The 19295-nt window shown below is 62.7% G+C and carries 17 protein-coding genes; 7 read left to right on the top strand and 10 right to left on the bottom strand.

Translation table 11 applies throughout. From position 1 onward, the window contains the following. Nucleotides 1-58: 58 nt before the first annotated feature. The 3 genes from F7R90_RS15405 to F7R90_RS15395 all read left to right on the top strand — a co-directional run bounded on the left by F7R90_RS15405 (nt 59) and on the right by F7R90_RS15395 (nt 3605). On the top strand, nt 59-1504 hold the full coding sequence (locus F7R90_RS15405; protein WP_158058291.1) for an MATE family efflux transporter: 1446 nt from the start codon (nt 59-61) through the stop codon (nt 1502-1504). Nucleotides 1505-1590: 86 nt separating this feature from the next. Further along, complete coding sequence (locus F7R90_RS15400) at nt 1591-2283, top strand: hypothetical protein (protein ID WP_158058290.1); 693 nt, start codon at nt 1591-1593, stop codon at nt 2281-2283. Beyond that, nucleotides 2283-3605, top strand: coding sequence for a hypothetical protein (locus F7R90_RS15395; protein WP_158058289.1), 1323 nt, complete (start codon nt 2283-2285; stop codon nt 3603-3605). The genes F7R90_RS15400 and F7R90_RS15395 overlap by 1 nt, the downstream gene beginning before the upstream one ends. On the opposite strand, the gene F7R90_RS15390 is transcribed toward F7R90_RS15395, so the two are convergent. The 3 genes from F7R90_RS15390 to F7R90_RS15380 all read right to left on the bottom strand — a co-directional run bounded on the left by F7R90_RS15390 (nt 3606) and on the right by F7R90_RS15380 (nt 8445). Further along, nucleotides 3606-5237 (bottom strand): sensor histidine kinase, encoded by a 1632-nt coding sequence (locus tag F7R90_RS15390; RefSeq protein WP_158058288.1) that lies wholly within the window; start codon nt 5235-5237, stop codon nt 3606-3608. 351 nt (nt 5238-5588) lie between these two features. Further along, nucleotides 5589-7118, bottom strand: coding sequence for an ATP-binding response regulator (locus F7R90_RS15385; protein WP_158058287.1), 1530 nt, complete (start codon nt 7116-7118; stop codon nt 5589-5591). A gap of 88 nt (nt 7119-7206) precedes the next feature. Continuing rightward, nucleotides 7207-8445, bottom strand: coding sequence for an ornithine cyclodeaminase (locus F7R90_RS15380; RefSeq protein WP_158058286.1), 1239 nt, complete (start codon nt 8443-8445; stop codon nt 7207-7209). Between the two features lie 106 nt (nt 8446-8551). Here F7R90_RS15380 and F7R90_RS15375 point away from each other — a divergent pair, with 106 nt between their 5' ends. The 3 genes from F7R90_RS15375 to F7R90_RS15365 all read left to right on the top strand — a co-directional run bounded on the left by F7R90_RS15375 (nt 8552) and on the right by F7R90_RS15365 (nt 11210). Then, nucleotides 8552-9445, top strand: a complete 894-nt coding sequence (locus F7R90_RS15375; protein WP_158058285.1) for a winged helix-turn-helix domain-containing protein — start codon at nt 8552-8554, stop codon at nt 9443-9445. Between the two features lie 58 nt (nt 9446-9503). Continuing rightward, nucleotides 9504-10739, top strand: coding sequence for an MFS transporter (locus F7R90_RS15370; RefSeq protein ID WP_158058284.1), 1236 nt, complete (start codon nt 9504-9506; stop codon nt 10737-10739). A 246-nt stretch (nt 10740-10985) separates the two neighbouring features. Continuing rightward, a complete protein-coding gene (locus F7R90_RS15365) occupies nt 10986-11210 on the top strand; it encodes a hypothetical protein (RefSeq protein WP_158058283.1) in 225 nt (74 codons plus the stop codon). Nucleotides 11211-11214: 4 nt separating this feature from the next. Here F7R90_RS15365 and F7R90_RS15360 read toward each other — a convergent pair whose 3' ends face one another. Beyond that, the gene (locus F7R90_RS15360; RefSeq protein ID WP_158058282.1) at nt 11215-12042 is read right to left on the bottom strand and encodes an RNA ligase family protein; all 828 of its coding nucleotides are present in this window, start codon (nt 12040-12042) and stop codon (nt 11215-11217) included. A 169-nt stretch (nt 12043-12211) separates the two neighbouring features. Here F7R90_RS15360 and F7R90_RS15355 point away from each other — a divergent pair, with 169 nt between their 5' ends. Then, nucleotides 12212-13642, top strand: a complete 1431-nt coding sequence (locus F7R90_RS15355) for an MATE family efflux transporter (RefSeq protein ID WP_158058281.1) — start codon at nt 12212-12214, stop codon at nt 13640-13642. Here the strand turns inward: F7R90_RS15355 and F7R90_RS15350 are convergent, their stop codons facing one another. The 6 genes from F7R90_RS15350 to F7R90_RS15325 all read right to left on the bottom strand — a co-directional run bounded on the left by F7R90_RS15350 (nt 13643) and on the right by F7R90_RS15325 (nt 19295). Beyond that, a complete protein-coding gene (locus F7R90_RS15350) occupies nt 13643-13858 on the bottom strand; it encodes a hypothetical protein (protein WP_158058280.1) in 216 nt (71 codons plus the stop codon). Nucleotides 13859-13992: 134 nt separating this feature from the next. Further along, nucleotides 13993-14373 carry a hypothetical protein gene (locus F7R90_RS15345; RefSeq protein WP_158058279.1) on the bottom strand — a complete coding sequence of 127 codons (381 nt, stop codon included), beginning with the start codon at nt 14371-14373 and terminating at the stop codon, nt 13993-13995. An 86-nt stretch (nt 14374-14459) separates the two neighbouring features. After that, nucleotides 14460-15704 (bottom strand): chymotrypsin family serine protease, encoded by a 1245-nt coding sequence (locus F7R90_RS15340; protein ID WP_158058278.1) that lies wholly within the window; start codon nt 15702-15704, stop codon nt 14460-14462. A gap of 249 nt (nt 15705-15953) precedes the next feature. Further along, nucleotides 15954-17150 carry an alkaline phosphatase family protein gene (locus F7R90_RS15335; protein WP_158058277.1) on the bottom strand — a complete coding sequence of 399 codons (1197 nt, stop codon included), beginning with the start codon at nt 17148-17150 and terminating at the stop codon, nt 15954-15956. A gap of 58 nt (nt 17151-17208) precedes the next feature. Further along, nucleotides 17209-18144 carry a glycosyltransferase gene (locus F7R90_RS15330; protein WP_158058276.1) on the bottom strand — a complete coding sequence of 312 codons (936 nt, stop codon included), beginning with the start codon at nt 18142-18144 and terminating at the stop codon, nt 17209-17211. Between the two features lie 5 nt (nt 18145-18149). Beyond that, the gene (locus F7R90_RS15325; RefSeq protein ID WP_158058275.1) at nt 18150-19295 is read right to left on the bottom strand and encodes an alkaline phosphatase family protein; all 1146 of its coding nucleotides are present in this window, start codon (nt 19293-19295) and stop codon (nt 18150-18152) included.

Below are 19295 nucleotides of genomic sequence, written 5' to 3'. Positions count from 1 at the left end.
AACCTTCTTCTCTCGACATAGCAAGACCTTTAGTTTCGATTCGAAATACTCAGGTATCGTGTCTCGTCTGCCGAACCCAGTGCGGGGACTCATCCACGCTATCGGTCTGTTGCTCGTCCGTCTGGGCCTCCTCGACCCGGAACACGAGCGACGGACCACGGAGCTAGCGTGGCCGCGTATCCTCACCGGAGTGGCGCGGATGTCCAAGAGCGCCGTGGACGTGGCGATGGTCGGCGCGGCAGTCGGCCCGGTGGCCATCGCGGGCGTCGGGTTCGCCACGCCGTACTGGGGCGTCGCGTTCTCGCTCGGCGGCGGTTTCGCTGGCGGGACCATCGCACTCGTCTCCCAGAGCTACGGCGCGGAGGCGCGCGAGGAGTTAGAGCAAGCGATTCGGTCAAGCGTCGCGCTCGTCCTCGTGGTGACTCTGCCTGTCGCCGTCTTATTCTGGGCGTTCCCGACAGAACTCGTCGCGGTCATGACCGACGACCCCGAGACCGTCGCACTGGGTGCTGAGTACCTTCAAATCGTCGCGTTGGGTGTCCCGTTCGCTGGACTGAATCTGGTCGGCAGTCGAATCTTCATCGGCGCGGACGACTCGTGGACGCCGATGGTCGTCCGGTCGGGCGGCGCGCTCTCGAACATCGCGTTCAGTGCCGTCCTCATCTTCGGGTTCGATTTCGGTGTCGCTGGCGCGGCAATCGGGACGGTGCTGGCGAACGTTGTCGTCACTGCGACGTTCGCCGTCGCCGTCGTCGCCGGGTGGCTTCCGGGCCTCGGCAGACTCCCCGTGCAAATTTCGGCGTTCGATTCGTACTTCGACGGCGAAACCTTGCGCCAGTTGGTCAAAATCGGCCTCCCCGTCGTCGGTCGGAATCTGGTGTGGACCGTCGCGAAATTCCCCATGATGGCCATCGTCGCGCTGTTCGGTCCGAGCGTCGTCGCGGCGTACGTCGTCACCCGCCGAATCTGGGGCCTGATGAACACGCCCGGTTGGGGCTTCGGTCTCGCGTCCAGCAGCCTCGTCGGCCAGAAACTCGGCTCCGGCGACGAACAGGACGCCGAGTCGTACGCCCACGACGTCCTCATTTTCTCGGTGGCGACGTACACCTTCGCGGCAGTCGTCGTCGGACTCTTCGCAGAGCCAATCGTCGTCGCGTTCCTCGGCGACCCGACCCACGACTCCGTTCCGGTCGCGGTGGCGCTCGTCTACGTTGCCTGCGTCGCTATCGGCCCGCAGGGTATCAAGGCGGCCGCGGCGGGTCCGCTCGACGCGAGCGGTGACACCCAGTGGCCGTTCTACAGTCAGGTCGTCGGGATGTTCGGCGCGGCCATTCCGCTGGCGTATCTCGGCGCGACTACCTCGCTCGGACTCGTCGGCCTCTCGCTGACGTTCGTCGCCGAGACGACGATTCCCGCGGCTATCAACTACTATCGGTTCTCGACCGGCCGCTGGAAGCAGATTAGCCAGTCGTTCGGTCCGGACGCGACTCCGGCGGACGACTGAATTCGGGTGACCGAGACGCGACGCAGGTCGCTCGCGTCGGAGAACCTAGACTTACTTGTCGGCGACCACGAGTACTCACCAGACGAATGGCTCCCCTCACTCGCCGCCACCTCCTCCACGGCACGACCGCTCTCCTCGCCACCCTCGCGGGGTGTGGCGGAGAATCGACTACCACGTCGTCGTCCTCCGCCAATCGATTCGAAAACGTCGAGAAGAACCCCGAACAGTACCCGCTCCGCAACTCGGGCGACGAACAGGTCGTCTGGACCCGAGAGACGGCCGACGGCAACGAGGGCGACTCTCGTCGTCACTTGTCCCAACGACTCTTCGCGGACGCTTCGAGCGCCAAGTCGCTCGTGTTCGCCGACGTGGACGGCAAAGCCGAAGCAGAACAGTTCGTCGCCGACACGGACTTCGACACCGAGACGCTGTACGTCGAACAGAACCGGGTCAACGAGTGTTTCGAGGAAGAACTCTGCTACGTCTCGTGGAGCGCGACGGAAATCGACACCAGCTACGGCCGCCGGTACCGGGACGCCGACGTCGAGTGTAGCGTCGAAGTCCGCGATACCGTCGCCCAACTCATCCGGGTTCCCGACACACTCGACCCCGACGAAGTGACCGGATACGGCTCCGGCGGCAGTAGCGGTGGCTGTCGGTACCCGCCGCCGCTTCAGACCACCGGCGAGACGACGACGTGGGCAGAGACGGAGACAAAAAATGCGACTCGGACGACCGGGACGACTAATCAGACAACCGAGACGGAGGGGGAGAACTGATGGCGAGCGAACGCCTGTCCCGTCGAGGTTTTCTCGCACTCGCCGCGACCGGCGCGCTCGCGGGCTGTAACGCGCTCCCGGAACCGTTCTCCGAAGACCAGCAGTCGCCGAAACTCGACGCGAGCGAACTCGAAGCGATGGCGAGCGAGGACGGGCCCGACGTTTCGCCGCCGAATCCCGTCGCCGTCGAGCAGTCGTACTTCGATGAGAGCGTCGCCCGCGTGGAGAAACGCCTCGAAACAGTGCCAGCACCGCTCGATTCCGACGACGTTCCGAACGAGGCGATTCGCAAGCGACTCGTGGGTGCCTACGAGCGAGCCAACGACGAACTCGACGCCCTCTCGGGCGCAGAACCGTCGGTCGCGGCACTGGACGACGTTCGTCGCGCTCGCGAAAACGCCCAGTTCGCCGCGACTGCGTGGGAGGTCATCACGACGGACCGCACGCGCCGAGACGTAGCGAGACAAATTCCCGAGATTCGGTCGGACCTCGACGCGTTTCGGGGTCGCTGGCAGTATCTCGGCGACGACCCGATTCAAGCAGTGTTCGTCCACGAGACCATCGAATCGTTGGTCGGTATCGCCGACCGGCACGCGGAGCGCAACCAGCGACAGCGGTACGCCGACCCGCAGAATCCACTCGCAGTCGGCGAATTCGCGGGTCGGCTCGAAGAAGCCCGCGCGGCCGTCGCGGACGCAAGCTACCTCTACGACCAGTTCGAGGGTTCGCTCGACTCAGCTCGAAATCTCCGTCCCACGTTCGAGCAGACGAGCGAGTCCCTCGGCGAGACGCTCGCAAAGCGCCGAAGTCGGCTTCCGACCACTACCGAGAACGGCGAGGCGACGTTCGTCGAGCGTGACATCTCCGAGACGCTCGCCGAGCGCGCACTCGAAGAACTGTTCCGAGACGCACGCTACTCGAACCTCGACGAGTTCCGAACTGAGGGCCGGTACGCCCACGCAGTTTTAGAAGCACACTCGGACCTCGCAGAAGTTCGCGCGTTTCGGTCGCTCCGCAAGCAGGTCGAAGACGGTCGAAACTTCACAATCGAGAGCGCCGCCGACGTGAAGTCGCTCCGAGCGACGGCCGTCGAAGCGATTTCGAACGCGCCGTCACAGACACGGTACGGACGACTCGCACGCGAGGTGGCGTGGGACCTCAGTGGATACGTCGAATACGCAGACGAAGAGTTCGGCCGAATCCGCAGTTCGCCCCGAGCGGACTGGGTCCACAGAGACGTCGTGAACTATCTCACCGCCACCGAGATTGCGCGGGCCGTTCCGTCGGCGAGCGACGACGTGGGCGACGAACTCCGCGACTGATTAGCGAGCGGTCGAACGCTCGGTTCTTCCGCGGAGCCGATTGCCCAGAACCGCTAGCCACGGCGTCCCGTACTCGTAACCCATCGCCGTGAGCGCACCGAGTGAGACGCCCCACGCGACGTGGCTCACGAGCGTGAGCATCGAGAGGTTCGGAAGCGGTGCTGGAATCCCGACGAGTCGCAACCAGACCGCCGAGACGAACCCGGCGGCGACGAACCAGAGGAAGAGTCCCCACGCGAGACCGATGGCAACGTGCGCGGAGAGTCGGGTTCGGTACGCTGGCGGGGCCAGCGAGAGTAGTCCGGCGAAGACGAATCCGAAGACGGCGCTGTGGAACTCGTGGGTGAGCCAGCCGACGACGGTACTCTCGACGCCGTACAGCACGCCGATGATTCCGATGGAGCCACCGAGAAGTTCGGCCACGAGACCGTAGACGACGCCCGCGAGTATCGCCGCACCGAGCGTGACGACGAGATTCGGGATGGCCGGGCGGACGCCGGTGAGGGTCGCCGGAACCGGCCGCACGTCGGCGTCGGTGCCGTCGATTCTCGCCCGGGGTAGGACGACCGTAATCGTCGTTCCCGAGTCGTCCACCTCGGTCTCTATCGAACCCTGATAGCTCTCCACGAGCAGTCGAACGACGTTCAGGCCGAACCCCACGTCCGGGTTGTCGAACTTGTCGATGTCGCCGGTTTCGAGGAGCACCTGTTGACTCTCGGGAAGCCCGGGGCCGTCGTCGCTCACGCTCACGCTGACCCTGTTCGCCGTCGCCGACACAGACACTTCGACCGCCGCTGTGTCCGAACTGTCTGGCCGTTCGTCCTCTGACTTCTTGTCCGCGGAGTAAGCGACGGCGTTTTCCAACAGATGAGTGAAGACCTGCTCAAGTCGTTCGTTGGCGCGCACGGCCAGCGTTTCCGACTCTAAATCGAGCGCGACGTTCGCGTCCGGATACTGCTCGCGCACGGCTTCGACGCTCGCTTCCAGACAGGCTTCAACTTCGACGACACCCCCCGACAGTTCGGTACTCCCCGCGCTCTGGGTGAGGTAGTTCACTTCTTCGATAGTCTCTTCGATGGCGTCCGAGCGCCGTTCGATGACGTCCGCGGCCTTCTGATTCGCGTCCGCACCGAGCGACCCGTACCCACGAATCACCGTGACGGAGTTGAGTATCTCGTGGCGGAGCAACCGGTTCAGGACTTCGAGTCGGTTCGCCTGGTGGCGGAGTTCGCCCCGCTGGCGGCGGTTGCGCGAGGCGTACAGTCCGGTCAGCGTGCCGCCGACGCTCCCACCGATGAGGAAGTTCGAGAGGTAGGTCTGCGAGCGCATCCCCGCAACGTCGGGGAGACCACCGGTCGTCGAACCAAGTAGCGTGAGCAGTACGAGGACCAACATCGTCCCGGCACCCGCGACACACCAGAGCGCCGTCGTCCGGACCAGCGAGCGTTCGACGTCTGCGACGGCCAACGCCACGCCGAACGCCGCCAGTCCGAGTCCGAGTACCAGCGGCACGACGCCCGCGAGGTAGAAGTTGAGCGGTTCTTCGTAGATGGCGAGCGTGACGGTGAATCGCGTGAGGAAGAACCCGATTCCCGCGACGACGAGTCCCCAGTAGTTGACGTGTGTGCCCATCGCTACGTTCTGGCGGAGACGTTCTCACCAGAGACTAAATATGTATGGTGGTCGTTCACGTCGCTCGTCAGATCAGTTCGGGACGATACAGGCTCTCTGCTTAGATATCAAGGTGTACTGGATAAATTATCTATCATTGGAAATTGTATTTTGAGCGAAAGGTATTTGTGGTGATAGGGAGGGCGACTCCATATGCCACTACCTTCTGGAGAGTCTCAGCTCAACGGGTCGCTGGTCGATAGGTGGAGGCGACAGGTCGATGCAGGACCACGAAACACCGCTCCGCAGGAGCAGGTCACTCTCGGAGATGGCGGACAGTCTCCTCACAGTCGCTGAGACTCCTTTTCCCCGTCACTGCGGAACGTGCACGTCGAATCTGGCACCGCCGAGGTCCGACTCGCCGACTTCGACGTGCCCACCGTGTTGGCGAGCGATTTCCTCGACGAGGTGGAGGCCGAGTCCCGACCCGGCGTTTCGACCCATCTTCTCCCCGCGTTCTAACACTCGTTCTCGCCGCTCGGCAGGGATGCCGACGCCGTCGTCTTCGACGGTAACGACAACGTTGCCGTTCTGAGTGCGACTAGAGATTTCGACTGTCGTCCCCTCGGAGTGCGTGATGGCGTTGGCGACCAAGTTCGAGAAGAGTTCTTCGAGGAGCGGTCCGCCGGAGACCGACGGCCCGTCGATACGGTCGATTTCGATGCCGTTCTTCGCCGCGAGTTCGCGGTGTCGCTCGACGACGGTTTCGAGGAGTCTGTCGCGCTCGTGGCCGTCCTCGACGCACGGGTCGAAGTCGTCGGCACGCAACAGCGTATCGACGTTGTCGATGATGGAGTTACACTGGTCGAGTTCTCTTCTGGCCATCTGGAGTCGTTTGGTCGTCTCCGTATCGAGGTCCTGCTCGGCTATCTCTTCGAGGTAGCCCGCCACGAGTTGCTGTTTGTTTCGGAGGTCGTGGCGCAACAGCGAGTGGAGGAACGCCTCGCGGTCTTCGGTGGCCTTCCGGTCGGTAATCTCCATCGCCGTGAGATACACCCGCGAATAGTCGTCGGCGTACGCGTCCGGCACGTTCACTTCGAGAATCTCGTGTTTCCGCTCGCCGTCGAGCGTCTTCGACACCGACTCGGTTCTGAAGTGGGTCTCTCCGTTGGCGACGTTGAGCATCAGCGACTTGTTCGCCTCGTAGGACTCTTCGGTGAACATCTGCTCGATGTTCTCCATCAGTTCCTGCTTCGTCTCGGCCCCGTAGTAGTCCAGCGCGTTCTCGTTGACGTCGAGGATATCCACTTTGTCGAGCAGAACCTTCACCTCGTCTGGGTGCTCCTCGAAGTACGACTCCAAGTCCTCGGTGTCGTCCGCGAGTTGGTCCGCGTACGCCTTCATCTCCGAGAAGTCTTCGACCCAGAAGACGATGGGATTGTTCTCGAACAGCGATTCGTATCGCCGTTCGGACTCCCGTCGAGCGAGTTCCGACCGGTGATGCTCGACCTCTTGTTCGATAGCTTGGGCCAACACCCCGTACTGGGAGGAGGGGTCGCCACCTTTCTGGAGGTAGCGGTTCGCGCCGAGGTTGAGCGCCTCGATAGCGACCTCTTCGCGTCCTCTGCCGGTGAACACGATGAACGGGATTTCACAGTTTCGCTCACCGCGGAGCGTCTCTAGAAACTCCAGACCGTCCATCTCGGGCATCTGGTAGTCCGAGACGACCACGTCGTACGAACGCTCTTCGAGTAGTTCGAGTCCGTCTTCGACTGTCTCGGCGGTATCGACCGTGAGGCGAGGGTCCTCTCGTTCGAGATACAACTGCGCCAACTCGACTAACTCCGGCCTGTCGTCTACGTACAGTACCCGATACTCGGTCACGCTACTCCCCCGATCCATGTCACAAACTCACATTGATACATGTTACCTAAATAAGCTTGCATTCGTGTCGGATTATTCGTGACCAATCGTAGATAGTCTCGGCCACTCACCCAAGAATTTCGTCCGCGAGCGTCGGCACGAACGTCCCCACGTCTGTCACCATTCCGATAGCTTGGGCGCTGCCGCGGTCGAGCAGTTGGGTCACGGTCGCGGGGTTGATATCGACGCAGACGACTCGCGTCGTCGAAGGGAGACAGTTGCCGACGGCGACCGAGTGCAACAGCGTCGAGAGCATCAGCACCATGTCTGCCTCGTGGGCCTGTTCGCGGATGGCGTTCTGGGCTTCCACCGCGTCCGTGATGGTGTCTGGAAGCGGCCCGTCGTCTCGTATTGACCCTGCGACGACGTACGGCACGTCGTTCGCGACGCACTCGTACATCACACCCTCCTCGATGTGGCCCGCTTCGACTGCTTCCTCGATGCCGCCTGCGCGAATCACCTCGCTGATGGTGTAGATGTGGTGCTTGTGGCCTTTCCGCGGGTGTTCCATCGTCTCCACGTCCATCCCGAGAGAGGTGCCGTACAGGCCGCGTTCGATGTCGTGGACGGCGAAACCGTTGCCCGTGCTGAGCATGTCTACGTACCCCTCGCGAACGAGTCGTGCGAGAGCGTCGCCAGCGCCCGAGTGAATGAGCGCAGGCCCCGTCACGGCGAGAATCTTGCCCCCTTCCTCTTTCGTCTCGACAATCGAGTCGGCAATCTCCCGAATCGTCGATTCGGACGGGCGCTCGCTCGACACGCCGCCCTGCATGAACCCGAACGGGCCACTGGACCCACGGGGTCGCTCCGGCGGGTCTACGCGCACGCCCGCCTCGTCGGTCACGACGAGGTCGTCTTCTTCGATGGCGTTTAGGACTTTGGTGTAGGCTCGCGGGGCGTCTCTCCCTTTTCCTCCCTCCGGTTCCACGACGATGGCGCAGTCCATCTCGATATTCTCGACCTCGACCCACTCGTCGTCGTAGCGAATCTGGGTCGGGTGGTTCGTCGTGGAGTAGAACCCTTGCGGGACGACCTGGTCTGCGGGTGCCCGTTTCAGGGTGACGTTCGGCGGGTTCGTGAGGTGGGCACCGTTCTGGTTGAGTTCGTGCAGAATCGACTTCAGCGTCTCCTCGTCGTCGGCCGAGACCGTCATCCGGCAGTACGACTCGGCGTCTTTGTGCTTCCCGACGTCGAACACCTCCACGTCGAAGTCGCCGTCGAGTTCCATCACCACGCCGAAGCATCGTTCCATCATCCCCGAATCGATGATGTGGCCCTCCAACTCGACTGTGCGTGCTGCTGTCATACGCATGCAGAAGGCGGTTGGCGGTATCAAGGTTGCCACGGCGGCAACGAATCTACTGGATTTCTCGAACCAAACTGATTACTCGTTGACGCTCGAACGCGGCCCCATGTCGGACGAGGAGACGACCCAACCGGAGACGACGGACGCCGCTCCACAGGAGGCGTTCGCGCTTATCGGCAACGAAGTCCGTGCCGAAATTGTCCGCGCACTCGGCGCTGAGCAGAGCGGTCACGTCGTCCTCCCTTTCTCCGAGTTGCGTTCGCGGGTCGCCACCGACGTGAACAGTAGCAAGTTCAACTACCACCTTCAGGAACTCGTCGGCCAGTTCGTCACCAAGACCGAGGAGGGGTACAAACTACGGCCCGAGGGACTGAGTCTCTATCGCACTATCGCCGCCGGTTCGTTCACCCGCGAAGCGTCGCTCGCCCCGTTCGAAGTCGGACTCGACTGTTACTTCTGTGACGCGCCGGTCGAAGCGACGTACGACGACGGTCAATTCTTGATCCGGTGTTCCGACTGCGGCCATCGCTACTGTCACACGATGGTGCCACCGAGCGTCGTGGACGACCAGCAAGAACTGCTCACCCGAGTCGCCAACTACACTCGCTACGAGACGCTGGCCGTCGCGGGTGGCGTCTGCCCGACGTGTCTGAACGGAGTGGGGACGGAGTTCATCCCCGCTGGCGAGTCGCCACATCACGCTGGCGACCAACTGGACGTGTTGGCCAGGCGGTCGTGTGACCACTGCGGCGAGACTCACTTCATGTCGCTCGGCGTCGCACTCCTCGACCACCCGGAACTGGTGACGTTCTGCCACGAACGCGGCCTCGACGTGGCGACGACACCGATTTGGGACCTCGAATTCGCGTCTACCGACCGCTCCGTGACCGTCCGCTCCCGGGACCCCTGGGAAGTCGCGCTGACGCTTTCGCTCGACGGCGACCGACTGGAACTGGTCGTGGACGGCGACCTCTCGGTCGTCGCGACGAAATATAAATAATTCTACAAAAACGCGCTTTCGGGAACGCCCTTGAGGGTGCCGCGAGACGACCTATTCGATGGCGAACGCTCGGAGCCTGCTTTGGAGATACTACGTCTACCGAATCACGGGCGCGACCGGGTTCTACCTCCCGGTCAGTATCCTCTATCTGAAACACCAAGGGTTCGGCCTCGCCTTCATCGGACTCGCACAGGCCGCGTTCCTCTTTGCGATGGTCGCCGCCGAGATTCCCTCCGGCTACCTCGGCGACCGACTCGGACGGCGCGCGAGTCTCGCCCTCGGAAACGGCTGTCGCGCGACTGCGATGGTTGCGCTCGTCCTCGCCGACACACCGCTCGCGTACCTCGGGGTGAAAGTCCTCTGGGCCGTCGGGTGGGCGTTCCGTTCGGGAACCCAAGACGCGTGGCTCTACGAACTGCTCGAAGCTCACTTCGACGAATCGGCGTTCGCACGCATCGACGGCCGCGGAAGCACTGCCCTCCTCGCCACCTCGGCAGTGACCGCCGTCGCCGGTGGCGTCCTCTACAGTTTCGACCCTGCGCTCCCGTTCGTCGTCAACGCCTGCCTCGCCGCTGTGGGGGTTCCACTACTGTTCACGTTCCCCCGACTCGAAGATAGCGACCAAGACGACGCAGAAGCGGACGCTACCGACGACGTGTTCACCGCCCGCGAAGCAGTTCGAATGCTCCGACTCCAAGCTAACCGACCAGCGATTCGGTGGTTCGTCGCGTACGCTGCGCTGTTCAACGGCCTGTTCGGCCTGACCCGGACGTTCGAACAACCAGCCCTCGACGCCGCTGGCGTCCCCGTCGTCGGGTTGGGACTACTCTACGCCGCGTTCAAACTCGTCTCCGCTGGTGCGGCCTCGACCGTTGGATGGCTCGAAGAGCGACTCGGAGTGTACGGCGTCTTCGCACTGCTCGCGCCCGTCTTCGGCGTCGCGTACGCCAGTCTCGCGCTCTCGCCGCTGCTGTTGGTGCCGGTGCTGGTTCTCTACCGGACTACGCGGGTAGTCGTGCGACCGATTCAGAACCAGTATCTCAACGACAGACTCGGCAACGTCGGGCGGGCGACGGTCCTCTCCGGTGCGTCGCTCGTCCTCTCGCTGGCCAGCGGAGCCGCGAATCTCCTCGGTGGTTGGATAGCCGAGACGATGGGTCCCGTGCAGTTCCTGCCGTGGGCAGGGCTCACCGTCGCGGGAGTCGGCGGTGTCCTCTGGTTAGCAACTTCGCCCGTTCGCTCCGACGCGACGGCGACCGGAGTCGGTGCGACGGGGGTGGCCGAGACGGATTGAATCCGGGTTCCTCTCCGCTCACTGTCGTCTCTCCTTTCTGTTGTATCTGTACCTTGTCGTGTTTATTTCTGAATTTGTGCCCACAAGATTTTCATAGGGGCAGTATTTGGGACTGAGTATGGCCCACCCTCAGCGAGTCCCTCCTGCTCCGTCGCGCCGCTCTTCCGAAACGTCACAGAACGACCGTGTCAGCCCGCTCTCGCACCCGGCGAGCGGCGGGCGCACGCCGCGCGCAGGTGACGGAAAATGAACTTCAGTCCGGACAACCTCCACCGACTCGGCGGCATCACGGGACTCGGGTGGACGACTTCGATGCTCGGATATCTGACCACCGTCGTCGGCGTCGGCGGTTCCTACGCGACGCGACTGTTCACCGACCCTCACTCGTTCCTCTACGCTGGCGGCATCTTCTTCCTCGCCACGCTCGGACTCGACAGACTCGCTCAGTCGGGAACCGAAGAGAAACCCTGAACGTCTAGCCGACGAGCGTTCGAGTTCGTTCTGCGACTGCCGACCGGAACGCCTGCACGTCGAGGTTTGTCTCGCGATGGAAGAGTCGCCGATGCTCCTCCCGGACGATGGCTTCGAACAGTCGCTCGAACACCGAGTCGAACGTCGCCGGACGCCCCTCGGATTCGAGTTTGCGAGACACGGCTTCGACTCGCTGTTCGGTGACGAACTCGCGGGCGATTTCCTCCGGCGACCCGTCGAGCGGAGTCGGGTCGCTTCCGGTCGCAGTCGCTCCGAGGAGTTTCGCCCGTTCGCCGGTCTTGCTCCGGAGGACGACGCCCGCCGCGGGTCCGTCGTACCAGTTCGACTGCGGGAGTTCGTACGAGTCCGGGTCGAAATCGGTCGCCCGCACTTCCTTTTCGAACGTGTTGACCGAATCGAGGCCGAGACGCGCGTAAATCTGTTCGGCGACGTCCGGCGGGAAGAACCCTCCCTTCTCGTCGGACCAGACCTCGTAGCCGAGAACCGACGGGAGTGCGTCCCAGTCGTAGTCGATGCTATGGCGATGCGTTGCGACGCCGCCGAACACTACAGACTCGACTTCCGCTGTGGCGTCTCGAAGCGCCTGCCTGTCGAGGCGTTCGCGGACGTGGCGCACCGCGTGGCGATACGGCGCTGGCACGTCCTCGGCGTCGAAGGTGCGCTCGCCGTCACCGAACTTCAGCAGTCCCGATTCGAGGAGTCGAAACTGAAACTGCGCACCGTCTACGTACTCCTGAATCCAGAGGTGGCCGCCGTCGAGCAGGCCTGACGGTGCGTCCTCGACCTGCGGAATCGCCGGGAGGTGGTTCATCGCGTGTCCGTAGTTCGTGGCGGTCGGTAACTCTTCCCCACGAAAATGAAATATATATTACTTAAATGCCGTTCTGCGAGCGCTTTAGTGACAGTCGCTAGTAGTTCGGCGTAACTCGACTATGACTCGGTGTTTCTTTGGTCTCACCTCGAACTGGAGTGGTGCGTAGATGGGTCGGTTCGACCTCTCGCCGACGGAGATAACCGAGGGGTCCATCCCTCGTGCGCTGGTGGTCCTCGCCGCACCGCTGTTCGTTCAGAACATGGTGCGGGTCGCCCAGCAGGTCATCGACCTCTTCTGGGTCGGCCGGTACAGCAGCGACGCCGTCGCCGCAATCGGTCTCGCCTCGCCCGTCGTCTGGTTTCTGCTGGCCAGTACCATCTCCGCGACGTTCGTCGGGACGCAGGTACTGGTCTCCCAGCGCGTCGGCGCGGAGAATCACAGCGGTGCGCGCAGTGCAGCGTTCACCGGCATCCTCCTAACTATCGTCTTGGCAGTCGGCGTCGGCGTGCTGATGTTCCTCAACGTCGAGACGCTCCTCGAATTGGTCACGAGTACGCGACCCGACGCCACCGGCAGTGCGGAACTCACCCGCCTCGCGACGCGCTACCTCGAAGTCATCGCGCTCGGCATCGTCTTCGCGGGCCTGAGCGACGTTATCGAGGCGGCGTTCCTCGGTTGGGGCGAATCTCGGGCCGCCCTCTACATGAACGTCTTCGCTGTCGTCGTCAACGTGAGTCTCGACCCGCTGTTCATCTTCGGCGCGGGACCGATTCCGGGGATGGGAATCCGTGGTGCCGCGCTCGCCACCGTCGCAGGCTACGCCGCTGGTTTCCTCCTCGGGCTGGCGTTCGTCGCACGGGGGCGCGCTGGCGGCATCTTCTCGTGGGCGACTGCACGGGTCGATATCGACGAGTTCCGCGAACTGCTCGACGTCGGTCTCCCGAAGGCCGTGCAGGGGGCCGCCGGAAGTAGCGGCGGCATCGTCATGGTCCTCATCGTCTTCGCGGTGGCCGGTGCGCCCGGGTTGGCGGCGTACACCGTCGGGAGTCGCGTCGGGTCGCTCTCGTTCCGGTCGATTTCGGCGCTGAGCAACGCCGCCCAGAGCATCGTCGGCCAGAACCTCGGTGCTGGCAACCTCGACCGTGCCACCCGGACGACGTGGACGGGCGTCAAAATAGGAACCGCACTCCTCGCCACAGTCGGGGCCGTCCAGTGGCTACTCCCCGGATTCATCACGCACCTGTTCGTCCCTGAGATGGAGGGTCGCTCGTTCGTCCTCGCAGTCGCGTACCTCCAAATCGTTGCGGTCGGTTATCCCGCGAAGGGCGTTCTCTCGCTGGTCAAAGCGGGTTTCAACGGTGCGCGCCGAACGAAGGCGACCATGGTCGCGTCGCTCGCCCAGACGTGGATCCTCCAACTGCCGATTGCCGCAGTGGCCGGAATCGCTCTCAGTCTCGGCGTCGAAGCCGTCTTCTGGGCGCGGCCGCTGGCGACGACGGTGATGGCGGCCTGTCTCGGTAGCTACTACGTCTATACGACGAACGACGGGATGTACGCCCGTGCCGCAGAACGAGTCGAGACGACGCCGAGCGACTAGCTACTCGGTAATCCACACGTCGCCTTCTACCGTGTAGATGTAGCCGCGATTCTCCAGACTCTGGAGGAGTTCGTCTGCGCTGACTTCGGTGTACCCGTCTTCTGCGAGGACGGCTTGGGCGTCCTCCCACGTTCGGCCCTCCTCGGACTCGAACGCCGCGTCGAGTAGCGCGAGGGCACGTTGTTCGCTCGGCGGTAGTGGAGTTCGCTCCCGCATCGTATTTAGTTCATTTCGCAGGGGGTTGTAAACTCTTCCCCGACTCTGCTACCGATTTGGGGTACGTCTCGACCTAGCTACTTCCGTCTGCGACGCAGCGTCCGACAGTTGCCGTCCACAGCCGACAGTGAATCTCAGCGGTTCTCCCGTCGTTTTTCGCGGATTTTGTCGTCGTACTTGAGTGTCGTGATGCGCTCGCGTACCTCGTCGAGTTCGTCCCGTATCTCGTTCGTCCGGTCGATGTTCTCTTCCAGGAAGTCTATCATCCCCTGGTCGAACTGGCTGTTTCCCCCCTCGATGAGTGCCTTTAGCTCCTGTAACTCTGTCTCGTTCGTGCGCGCGTGTTCCAGCGCTGTCTCGACGCGAGTCTCCATCGGGTCCAGTTCGTCCTCGACTTGCTCTCGGACGTACGACTTCGTCGCCAACCCAGCGGAACTGCGCGCGAACCAGTAGAGGAACCCGCCGAGCGTGCTGCAGATCGTCACGCCGATGCCGACGAGTTCTACGAATTTCATCGCTCCTATGTTTTCCATTATACAGTATTCGTGTCCTGTCACTCGTTTTGCCGCCCCCACCACGGTCCGACGAAACGGAGACGGAGTTATTCGACGTATCCTCCCGAAATACCGACCTCGAACGACTGCTGGTGTCGGTCCGGTGAAGTCACAGTCACGGGAACGTCCGCGGTGTGCGACCCGTTCTCCTCGTCATCCAAGGTGAACGTGTACCGCTCGCCTTGGACGGCGAGCCAGCACTCACCGCCGTAGTTTCCCGACACCGTGGCGGTCGCCTCGATAGCTTCGCCAGCCTTCGGCTTGTCGCCGCGCAGTCCGTCCAGTTCGAGGTCCTGTCCTTCCATCTCGATGCTCACAGTTTCGTCGAACGATTCCACGTAGGTCGATTCGTCTTGGTCGTCTGCCATCAGTTTCACTCCGAGTTCTGCTTCGATGTTCGTCGCCTTGCACAGCACCGAGGCCTTCGCGGACCCGGCGAACAGTTCCGCGAGCAGTTCGCCACTCGATTCGAGGAACACCGGCGACCCGCTGTCGCCACCCTCCGAAATCCGGGACGTGATGAGTTGGTCGCGCAACGTCACCGCGCCCAAGTCGCCGCCGTACTGCACGGTGACGGTCGCGGAAGTCGCTTTCACCTCACCGGCCGTGACACCGGTGGTTCGACCGGTCTTGACGACTGCTTCGCCGAGGAGGTCTCCGGCGTTCTTTCGGTAGACGCCGGTCGGGTAGGTGTCGTCGAGGTCGTGGTACGTCGTGGCCTCCTGCTCGGTTTCGACCGACCGCGCGGCGACGTCCACGCTCGTGCCGTTCTCGATGGGGACGTAGCCAGCTAACTTCCCGACGCTATCGGACTCGTCGCCACCGTCGTACGGCGACGGTTGGAGAATCGACTCGCCGAGGGCTGCTTCGTTCGCTCGCGCGTAGACGTGATTGTTGCTAAGTCTGACGCGCTCGCCCTCGGAAACACTGTTGTCCCAGTCGGCCGCGGTGATATCGACGACTTTCGCGGGATACAGTCCGGCCGTTCCGGCGGTTATGTTCGCGTTGGCTTCGCTGACGCCGCCTTCGACGGGCCGGTGGCGGTCTTGGCGCATCCCGTGGGCCGCCGGTAGTTCGTCTTCGCTCTCGGCCGTCAGCGGGGTCAACTCACCGAGTTCTTCGACTGCACTGTCCTTCTCGACGTTTCGCTGTACGACGTGGTCTGGGTCTAGCTCCGACTCTGGCACTTTCTTCGTCACGAACGCGACGACGCGGTCGTCGCGTTCGTCGTACTCTACGCCGACGACGTTTTCCAGTTCGAGGAGGACCTCGAAATCTCGCGTGTGTGTCATATACTCTCCTGAAGAATCGCGTCCGCACCGCGTCCACGCGACCTCCCCTACAATTATGTCTTAATTTTTATATATTGGTTTTCCACGGTGCGGCTCGAAATGACGAACGGACTCCGTGAGAATCGCCACGATTGCCGCCTCGAACCGCTACGTCCGATACTCGAAATCGAGTTGACGACCCTAGTCGGAAACGTCCACTCCGGGCCGAAATCGAATTCTGGGCGGCAGAAACGTTCGCGTTGTTACGAGTTAGAGGTAGCCCATCGCTTCGAGCCACTCGGTGTCCGGTTCGCGGCGATGCACGAGTTCTGATTCTTCTCGCCTGACTTCTTCGTACAACTTCGCTAACTTCGCTTTCTGAACCGGATTGTCTATCCGTCGCTGGAGTCGATACCCGTCCTCTGGGTCGGGACTCGTTCGGGTTTCGAGGAGGAGCGTTTCGTCGGTGTCGAGAGAGAGGTACGCCTGTTCGCTCGTTCGAACCCCGTCGCCGAAACCGCTTCCCGCGGTTCTCCCTCCCATCGTGTAGCCTGCGAGTTCGCCTTCGAACTCGGTGAGGTCTACGCCTTCGTACTCGTGAGGTATCTGATCCATCGGTACGTCGGCACCAGACGCTATCGTCTCGATAGTCGGCAGCACGTCGATAGCTCGCGCGTTGGTCGATACGTCTACTGAGTCGTTCTCGAACAGTGGCGAACAGAACGCGATAGGAACACGTGCGACGCACTCTTCGGGGAAGTGACTGTGTGCGAGTTCGCCGAACGGGTCGCTCGTCAGCGCCTGCCCGTGGTCGCCCCAGAGGACGAACAGCGTGTTCTCGTACAGTCCCATCTCCTGAATCGTCGCTAGCAACTGCTCGTGGGCGGCACCGGACAGCGCCAACTGTCTTCGGTACTGTCGATGATTGAACTCGGGGTCCCCCGACTGGTCGGCGGTGAAACTCCAGTCGCTGCTATCGCTTGCTTCAGTCTTGTGGAGGAGCCAATCGTGCAGGAAGACGAGGTCGTAGTCCCCGAACTGCCTGACGTTCTCTCGGTACTCTTCTGGACCGGGAACGGCCGTCGAATCGCCGTCGCTGTCGTCTAATCGTGCCGGGAACCATCGCGAGAAGTCGAACTCGACGTTCTCGCCCGGTTCCAGTCCGTTGACGAGACCCGCGCCGTCGTCGGTGATGGCGGAGGCGCTCGCGCTCTCTGTCGCACTCAGTAACGTCTCTTCGCCCTGATATTCGTCGCCGAAGGCGTACACGCCGTGTCGGGGTGGGTTCAGCCCGGTGAACAGGCTGGCGTGAGCCGTCGGGGTGTACGTCGCTTGCGTGGTCCCGCGATACCAGACGCCGTTCGGATAGAGGTCTCTGTACGGTTCGTGGTACTCCCACCGCAGACAATCGACGGTGATCACGACGATGCGCTCGATCCGGTCGTCTACAGGAACGGTCGTGGTCATGGTGGTGAACGGTCAGTCCCGAACTCCGCGATGTCGGCGTCCTCGATTGACGGGGTCGTCACGAGAAGACACTTCCGAGTGCGTTGGTCGCCTTGTCCCTCAGGTACGACCCCGCGGTGTTGTACTTGTAGTCCATGATGGGTTCGCCGGAACTGAGGTCCCAGCCACCGACTTCCGACACGTCCTCCACGTCGTCGTGGTTCCACGCTTCCTGTGGCAGTTCGTATCGGTCGCGTACTTCCTGCCAGTGCTGGTTGATTATCGCCCGGTTCTCCGCGTAGTAGTCCTTGTAGACGGAACTAACCCACGCGCGTTGGCGGTCAGAGGCGAGTGCCCGCTGGAGCAGGTAGTGCTGTTTCTTCAGCGCCTCACCAGCGTTCCCGCCGACTCGCGTGTCGTGTCGCCGCTGATGGTGCGGGGCCGTCGAGTGAACGTCCATCGCACCGAATCGACGCTGGTGGTGGACCATCGGAGCCTCTGCGACCTGATACACTTCGCTGACGTGTCGGCCTCGTTGGTCGAGTATCTCTTCGTGGATGATGCCGCGCCAGCGCGGCCGCTTCTTGTCCGCGTCGATTTCGTCGGGATTCGGACAGTAGAGCCGATAGTCGCGGCCGATTCGCCCACTCGCCTTCCGACGGGTGTGGACGTAGGCGTAGTGGTCGAACTCCCGGCCGAACCACTCCTCGTCGAGGACTTCGACTTCCACGTCTGCGCCGATAGAGAGCGTGTAATCGCAACTGGCTTGCTCTTCCATACGGCGGCGTTGGGTCGCCGGTCCCTCGACGAGGTACTCCCACTCGCTCGATTCGATACACGTGAACGGGATTCCGTGTTCGTCACACCACGCTTCGCAGACTGCGACGGTGTCGTCGTCGCTGTCGCCGTCGAGGATAACTAGTTCGTCGAAGATGGGCCACGCGGAGTCCAGCGTGTCTTCGATGTGCGATGCTTCGTTCAGTGTCAGGATACAGGCAGTGATGTTCGTTTGCATGCGTCTTACTCTCGGTTGAGGACGAGGGTGTCTGCGTCGCCTCGAACGCGGTCGAGGAGTGACTGGTACCGTCTTCGAACGGCTTCGTCGTCGGTCGGTTCGGCGAGTGCGTACCCAGCGTCGCCGTCCGGTCGGTGACGGGTGCGGTAGAGCTGTCGGACGTCGCCGTTGTAGAGGCACCACTTGGGGCCGCGAACGGCGTCGCCGGTCCCGGACTTCGGCGTCGTCGGACTCATCGTGTAGCCCGCCAGTCGCCCCTCGAACGTGGTGAGGTCGATGCCCTCCATCTCGTGGTCGGGGTCGTCGAATCTGAGGCCAGCGTGGCGCATCACCGACCGGAGCGTCGGTAGCACGTCCACCGACCGGGGATTCGTCTCGTGGTCTACTGTCGTCGCTTCGAACAGTGGCGAACAGAACCCAATCGGGACGCGACAGCACGGTTCGTGTGCGTCGTGAGCGTGCCCGAGGTCGCAGTCTGGCTGTTCGTTCAGGCACTCGCCGTGGTCGCCCCAGACGACGAACAGCGTGTTTTCGAATAGGCCACGATTTCGAAGGGCCGACAAGAGGTTCTCGTGGGCGGACAGACTCATCTGCTGGCTCTTGCGGTAGCGCCGGTGATTCTCGGCGGGGTCGGTCTCCGAGATGGTGTAAGTCCACGCGCCGGGATGGCCGCGGTCGGCCCCGTGGACGACCCAATCGTGGAGAAACGTCACGTCGTGGTCGTCCAGACTGTCGAGCAGTGCGTCTGCGTCCTCGGGTTCGCGGAACTCGTCGTCGTGCTTGGCGTTGTCGAGTCGCGGCGCGAACCACTTCCGGAACTCGACTATCGGTTCGTTGGTGGCGTTCAACCCTGCGATTACGTCGCCGTCCCGCGTGATGCGAGAGCGACTCGCTGCGTCGGTCACGGTGAAGAGGCTCTCGTCGCCGACGTACTCGTGACCGAAGTCGAAGACGCCGTGTCGTGGCGGGTTAAGTCCGGTGAACAGGCTGGCGTGTGACGTCGGGGTGTAGGTCGCCTGCGGCGTCCCGCGGTACCAGACGCCGTTGGGATACAACTCCCGGTACTCGTCGTGGTAGTCCCACCGCAGACAGTCCACGGTGACGACGAAGACGCGCTCTATCGGTTCGGCGAGCGGGACGTTCGTCGTCAT

This window comes from Halorussus halophilus, assembly GCF_008831545.1.
Taxonomy (GTDB): Archaea; Halobacteriota; Halobacteria; order Halobacteriales; family Haladaptataceae; genus Halorussus; species Halorussus halophilus.
This window is presented reverse-complemented; position numbering and strand designations above follow the sequence as displayed.

Bases quoted from the DNA above. Each gene is read 5' to 3' on its own strand.
- F7R90_RS15400 (WP_158058290.1), top strand. From the start codon at position 1,591: ATGGCTCCCCTCACTCGCCGCCACCTCCTCCACGGCACGACCGCTCTC.
- F7R90_RS15395 (WP_158058289.1), top strand. From the start codon at position 2,283: ATGGCGAGCGAACGCCTGTCCCGTCGAGGTTTTCTCGCACTCGCCGCG.
- F7R90_RS15390 (WP_158058288.1), bottom strand. From the start codon at position 5,237: ATGGGCACACACGTCAACTACTGGGGACTCGTCGTCGCGGGAATCGGG.
- F7R90_RS15385 (WP_158058287.1), bottom strand. From the start codon at position 7,118: ATGGATCGGGGGAGTAGCGTGACCGAGTATCGGGTACTGTACGTAGAC.
- F7R90_RS15380 (WP_158058286.1), bottom strand. From the start codon at position 8,445: ATGACAGCAGCACGCACAGTCGAGTTGGAGGGCCACATCATCGATTCG.
- F7R90_RS15375 (WP_158058285.1), top strand. From the start codon at position 8,552: ATGTCGGACGAGGAGACGACCCAACCGGAGACGACGGACGCCGCTCCA.
- F7R90_RS15370 (WP_158058284.1), top strand. From the start codon at position 9,504: ATGGCGAACGCTCGGAGCCTGCTTTGGAGATACTACGTCTACCGAATC.
- F7R90_RS15365 (WP_158058283.1), top strand. From the start codon at position 10,986: ATGAACTTCAGTCCGGACAACCTCCACCGACTCGGCGGCATCACGGGA.
- F7R90_RS15360 (WP_158058282.1), bottom strand. From the start codon at position 12,042: ATGAACCACCTCCCGGCGATTCCGCAGGTCGAGGACGCACCGTCAGGC.
- F7R90_RS15355 (WP_158058281.1), top strand. From the start codon at position 12,212: ATGGGTCGGTTCGACCTCTCGCCGACGGAGATAACCGAGGGGTCCATC.
- F7R90_RS15350 (WP_158058280.1), bottom strand. From the start codon at position 13,858: ATGCGGGAGCGAACTCCACTACCGCCGAGCGAACAACGTGCCCTCGCG.
- F7R90_RS15345 (WP_158058279.1), bottom strand. From the start codon at position 14,373: ATGAAATTCGTAGAACTCGTCGGCATCGGCGTGACGATCTGCAGCACG.
- F7R90_RS15340 (WP_158058278.1), bottom strand. From the start codon at position 15,704: ATGACACACACGCGAGATTTCGAGGTCCTCCTCGAACTGGAAAACGTC.
- F7R90_RS15335 (WP_158058277.1), bottom strand. From the start codon at position 17,150: ATGACCACGACCGTTCCTGTAGACGACCGGATCGAGCGCATCGTCGTG.
- F7R90_RS15330 (WP_158058276.1), bottom strand. From the start codon at position 18,144: ATGCAAACGAACATCACTGCCTGTATCCTGACACTGAACGAAGCATCG.
- F7R90_RS15325 (WP_158058275.1), bottom strand. From the start codon at position 19,295: ATGACGACGAACGTCCCGCTCGCCGAACCGATAGAGCGCGTCTTCGTC.